Genomic DNA, 3,916 nt, shown 5'->3' with positions numbered 1-3,916 from the left:
GGGGTAGAGCAAGAAAAAAGTATGCTATCCCCGAATAGACGGGTTCAAATCAGGGGTAGAGCAAGAAAAAGATAAGCTATCCCCGAATAGCGGCCCTCAAATCAGGGGTAGAGCAAGCAAAAAGCAAGCTACCCCCGAATAGCGGTCCTCAAATCGGTGGTAGAGCACAAAAAAGCACACTATCCCCCGAATAAATTTTATCAAATCATTGATAGAGCCCAAGATATCAGGCTAACTTAACAAATATTAACCAACCACCATCAAAAAAACCGCCACCCACCAAAGGGAAGCGGTTTATTTTAACCGAACATATGAGTAGAGTGTTTTGGTTGAACGCGGGCGGATGGATTCATGCGCACCATGGCGTTGTTGACAGCTGTCGGACCTTCGCCGAATCCGGTGGCGATCAGATTGACTTTCCCTGTATAGGTGCAGATGTCACCAACTGCGTATATGCCTTCGATGTTCGTTTCCATTTTGGTATTCACGGTAATGCTGTTCTTGTCAATTTCCAGTCCCCAATTTTTAATCGGGCCAAGTGAAGATACAAAGCCAAAGTTGATGAGCATGTCATCAATTTCGACATTGATTTTGTCATCATCTTTTGGTTTTTGTAACGTGACAGACTCTATTGCCTCGGTACCATGAAGTTCTGTCGGCACATAAGGCGTTAAGATATTCACGGAAGATTGCTTCAACTGAGCAACACTATGTTCGTGCGCGCGGAAATCTTCTCGGCGGTGAACCAATGTCACTTGGCTGGCAATCGGCTCAAGCATCAATGACCAGTCGACAGCTGAATCGCCCCCGCCACAAATCATGACATGACGATCACGGAATGATTCCAAGTTAGTAATGTAATAATGTAGATTGTGCTGCTCATATTGGTCACATTCCGGTATACGCAATTTACGTGGCTCGAATGCACCATTACCGGCTGTGATAATGACTGTTTTAGAATAAAAGGTTTCTTGATCAGTCGTTAGTCGGAATAAATTATCTTCAAGCTTCACAATTTCTTGAACAGCTTGACCAAGTGTGATCTTCGGATTAAAAGGCTTTACCTGATCATATAAATTATCGACAAGCTCTTGAGCTCGAACTTTCGGAAAACCTGCCACATCATAAATATATTTTTCTGGGTATAATGCGGTTAATTGTCCCCCGATATGGGGTAAACTCTCTATGATATGGACATCAGCATCGCGCAAACCGCCATAAAATGCAGTAAATAAACCAACTGGTCCAGCGCCGATGATCGTAATATCGTTAATATTGTCGTTCATAACTATACCTCCAAGTCTTAAAATGACTTTTGACACCAAGAATCATTATAACATTTACAAGAAAATATGCTAAATGGTTTGCAAAAAATAGCGAAAAAGTTCGTTAGGTATCCTGCTTAAAATTCTTATTAAAAATCTTCTAAGCAATAAACCAACCATAATACAAGCAAGAATATGAGACGGGTTTTCAGAAAGGTCTGAATTTAACTTTTAGACTTGAAAAACAGATTTAAAAGTTCTATGATTGTTTTTAGATGTTGAATTTTACAAAAATGTGACATTCTCGTTTAGTTCGTGAAGAAAATCACAAAGTCATCTGGAAATAGGTGGAATCAGTTTTTCTGTGGCGATGTGTACGCATATTTTCATGAAGAGAAGAAATATTATGGATGGATGTGATTAGAATGAGTAGACCTAACATTGTCATACTTGGTGCTGGTTATGGAGGCATTATGACAACTGTTCGTTTGCAAAAAGAACTGAAGGCAAACGATGCGAACATCACGTTGGTAAACAAAAATGACTACCATTATCAAACCACTTGGTTGCATGAAAGTTCTGCAGGTACGCTACATCATGATCGAGTGCGTATTCCAATCGAGGATTTGATCGACTTTAATCGTGTGAATTTTATCCAAGACACGGTTCTATCGATTGATCCTGAAGGTCAAAGAGTTCAACTTGAAGAAGGCGAATTGACGTACGATTACTTAGTGATTGGATTGGGCTTCGAGACAGCAACATTTGGCATCGAAGGCTTGCTTGAGAACGCTTACTCTATTACCAACATTAATAGCTCTCGCTTAATTCGTGAGGAAATTGAAAGTAACTTTGCAAAATACAACAATGAACCAGAAGAGCGTGATGACCTACTTACAATCATCGTCGGTGGAGCAGGGTTCACAGGTATCGAATTTTTGGGTGAAATTGCGAACCGTGTTCCTGAGCTTTGTGAAGAATATGATATTCCAAGAGAAAAAGTCAGAATCATCAACGTAGAAGCTGGACCGACAGCACTTGCTGGATTTGACCCGGAACTTGTGGAATATGCGATGAACCGTCTTGAGGAAAAAGGTGTCGAATTCCGTATTAGCACAATGATCAAAAAGGTAACTGAAGATGGCATTGTCGTTGAAAAAGACGACGAGCAGGAAATGATTCCTTCTAAAAATGTCGTTTGGGCAGCTGGGGTTACAGGAAATTCTATTGTTGGCGAATCAGGATTCGAAGTAAACCGGAACAAAGTACCTGTTCGTAAAGATTTACGTGCACCGAATTATGATAACGTATTTGTCGTTGGTGACTGTGCTGTTCTGATGAACCCTGAAACAGAAAGACCATACCCACCAACAGCACAAATCGCAATTCAAATGGCAGAAATGACTGCTCGCAACTTGAAACAAGTAATCAGTGGCAATAATGAACTAGAAACATTCGAATTTGATAACAAAGGAACAGTTGCTTCCCTTGGAAACACAGATGCAATTGGTGTCGTATTCGGCGACCGTAAACTATTCGGACGTTCTGCATCCATCATGAAAAAAGTAATCGATAACCGTTACTTATTGAAACTTGGCGGTGTAGGTCTATTGTTGAAAAAAGGAAAGCTGGATATGTACCATTAATGGTTAACGAAGCAAAAGCGGTTATATACTGCTTTTGCTTTTTTACTTTCTACCTTTCGTCAAAAAACAGCCATAAAGCTCGAGTAAATCGACTTTGAAAATCACTGCGAATAAGGTAGAATGATGGAGTGTCTAGAGAATTTTTAGGGGGAGCAAGTATGGATATTATTCAAGGGATTGTAGCAGCCGTGCTATTTTTCGTCTTGTTTTTCGGAATCGCTTTTATATTGAATATGTTATTGCGCATGACATGGATCATGTCGTTTATATTTCCGATCGTCGTCATTTTAATCATCGACGATGTTTCGTTCATGAGTTATCTAACAGAACCAGATATCGCATTTCCAGCCCTCGGTGCAAAAGTTACCGGGTTAAAGATATGGGACATCCTCATTTTATTGGCAGGATTCCTCGGAACAATCATTTCTGGAATTTCCATTAAGATGTTACGGAAAAACGGATATCAAATGTTTTAAAGGGTAGTCTAAGAGAAGAATTGAATAGAATATTGTCGAAAAATGTTTAAAAGCTTCTTAAAACGGAAACGCTAAGCCATAGTGAGGTGGTTTACATGCGAACTCCTACAAGAAGCTTTTTATTTATGGGGATGTTCTTTTTGATGAATTCTTACTTCGTACTCACTTCTTATTCAAGTGAAGATGATGAAAGTAAATTCACGTTGGAACTGTCAGCCAAAGAATCGGCTTTGGCAAAAAAAACAGACATAACATTAGTGGATCATACGATAGAAGATTATGAAATTGAACTTACGAGTCTTTCTACTGAAGCATATCGTCAGTTTGAAGTGAAAACCGTCATTGCAACTGGCTATACGGCAGGTGCTGAGTCAACCGGGAAAAGCCCGGGTCACCCGAATTATGGGATTACATTCTCAGGTTTAGAGGTACAACGTGATGAGCTTTCAACAATCGCTGCCGATCCGAAATTTTTACCACTCGGAAGCGTATTGTACATTCCAAACTATGGGTACGGAATTGTTGCAGA

3 protein-coding genes and 1 pseudogene are annotated in these 3,916 nt (G+C 40.0%); 3 read left to right on the top strand and 1 reads right to left on the bottom strand.

Translation table 11 applies throughout. From position 1 onward, the window contains the following. Nucleotides 1-299: 299 nt before the first annotated feature. Nucleotides 300-1,286 (bottom strand): NAD(P)/FAD-dependent oxidoreductase, encoded by a 987-nt coding sequence (locus tag FPQ10_RS12090; protein WP_144163751.1) that lies wholly within the window; start codon nucleotides 1,284-1,286, stop codon nucleotides 300-302. A gap of 404 nt (nucleotides 1,287-1,690) precedes the next feature. On the opposite strand from FPQ10_RS12090, the gene FPQ10_RS12085 reads away from it, so the two are divergent. The 3 genes and pseudogenes from FPQ10_RS12085 to FPQ10_RS12075 all read left to right on the top strand — a co-directional run. Then, complete coding sequence (locus tag FPQ10_RS12085) at nucleotides 1,691-2,911, top strand: NAD(P)/FAD-dependent oxidoreductase (protein ID WP_144163750.1); 1,221 nt, start codon at nucleotides 1,691-1,693, stop codon at nucleotides 2,909-2,911. Between the two features lie 158 nt (nucleotides 2,912-3,069). Continuing rightward, the gene (locus FPQ10_RS12080) at nucleotides 3,070-3,387 is read left to right on the top strand and encodes a YuiB family protein (protein ID WP_144163749.1); all 318 of its coding nucleotides are present in this window, start codon (nucleotides 3,070-3,072) and stop codon (nucleotides 3,385-3,387) included. 95 nt (nucleotides 3,388-3,482) lie between these two features. Beyond that, nucleotides 3,483-3,916 (top strand): annotated as a pseudogene (locus FPQ10_RS12075) (hypothetical protein); the annotation flags it as partial.

Source organism: Allobacillus sp. SKP2-8 (assembly GCF_007559355.1).
GTDB lineage: Bacteria > Bacillota > Bacilli > Bacillales > Alkalibacillaceae > Allobacillus > Allobacillus halotolerans.
This window is presented reverse-complemented; position numbering and strand designations above follow the sequence as displayed.